Below are 1,540 nucleotides of genomic sequence, written 5' to 3'. Positions count from 1 at the left end.
ATCCCGAACGGGACGCGGCTGCCGGTCTTCTCGCTCAGCGTCTCCGCGACGCGGCGGCCCAACAGCTCGCCGGCCCTCGTGATCTTGAAGGCGGCCCGCTTGACGGCGTCCGTGATCGCTCCGAAATCCGCGTCGTCGCCCACGGCCTCGACGGCGCGAAGAACCACGCCCGGTCCCGAGATCCCGACGTTGAGCGCGCTTGCCGCCTCGCTCGGCCCGTGGAAGGCGCCAGCCACGAAGGGGTTGTCCCCGACGGCGTTGCAGAACGCAACGAACTTGGCGCACCCGATCGAGTCGCGGTCGGCCGTCCTCGAGGCCATCTCTTTGATCGCTCTCGCGACCTCGAGGACGGCGTCGGCGTTGATGCCGGCGTGGGTGCTGCCGCAGGCGACGGACCCGCAGACGCGGCCGGTCGTGGCGAGTGCTTCGGGGAGCGCCTCGATGAGCGCGTCGTCACCGGGCGTGGCGCCCTTCTCAACGAGGGCGCTAAACCCGGCGAGGTAGTCGACGCCGACCTCGACGGCGGCCTTGTCGAGCGTCTCGGCCAGCCGGACGAACTCGTCGGGCCCGAAGTTGGAGCCGACCATGGACGCGGGCGTCACCGAGATCCGCTTGTTGGCGATGCGGACGCCGTACTGCCGCTCGATCTCGTGGGCCGCCGCCACGTGGTGCTCGGCCGCTCGCGTGATCCGGTCGTACACGTTCCTCCGCGTCGACTCGGCGTCGCGGCTCTGGCACCCGAGCAGGCTGATCCCGAGCGTGACGGTCCGGATGTCGAACGCGTCGGCCTCGGTCATCTGGACCGTTTCGAGGATCTCGGGGAGGGATAGAGGCACGGGGTTAGGGCTTGGGTGTTGGGGGCGCCGTAGGGAGCGGATGAGTCGGCTCAGGCGCTTTCCGCAGACTGTGCCAACGGATTTGACTTGCTCTGCTTGGTCGGCTGTTAACAGACCCACACGCTGTGCGATCTCTATCTGAGTCGCGACCTCGAAGAGCGAGCCCCGAGCGACGTAGAGAAACCGAACGTAGTCCTTCCGAGAGCTTCGACCCCAGCCCTCTGCGATGTTCGACGAAACGGAAACAGCCGCCCGTCTAAGCTGACTCGTCAGCCCGAATCGCTCTTCATCAGGAAAGTGTCTCGTGACGGAGTAGACCGCTTCCGCTAGGTCCAGTCCATCCCGCCAAACATCGAGATCTCGAAAGCTGCGAACCGTCCTCGAGGCGTACTCGACTCCGGCTTCTTCAACACTGTCCCCAACCCCTAAACCCCAACCCCCAGCCCCCATCATGGCCGGTGCATCGCCTGGAACAGCTCCTCGTGCTGCAACAGCACCCGGGCGCCCAGGTCCGCGCCTCGGCGTGAGAGCGCGTCCCGGGTCGCCGCCAGGTTCCCGGCCTCGAGGTCGGCGACGAGCACGACGGTGAAGTAGCCCTGGAGCACCTTCTGCGACACGTCCAAGATGTTGGCGCCGGCCGCCGAGAGCTCGGCCGTGATGGCGGCCAGCACGCCGGGGCGGTCGTGGCCGTAGGCCGTCACCAC

General features: G+C 67.5%; 2 protein-coding genes and 1 pseudogene. All 3 read right to left on the bottom strand.

Annotated features, from left to right (window positions below; genetic code table 11):
- The coding region (locus tag WBA11_RS12880) for a DUF711 family protein (RefSeq protein WP_424521082.1) at positions 1 to 836 on the bottom strand (836 nt) is incomplete at its 3' end.
- Positions 837 to 878: 42 nt separating this feature from the next.
- Positions 879 to 1,286: pseudogene (locus WBA11_RS12875) on the bottom strand (four helix bundle protein); the annotation flags it as partial.
- Positions 1,286 to 1,540: ACT domain-containing protein (locus WBA11_RS12870; RefSeq protein ID WP_424521081.1), on the bottom strand; the 255-nt coding region annotated here is incomplete at its 5' end. The pseudogene WBA11_RS12875 and the gene WBA11_RS12870, both read right to left, overlap by 1 nt.

The organism is Rubrivirga sp. (assembly GCF_049648075.1).
Taxonomy (GTDB): Bacteria; Bacteroidota; Rhodothermia; order Rhodothermales; family Rubricoccaceae; genus Rubrivirga.
This window is presented reverse-complemented; position numbering and strand designations above follow the sequence as displayed.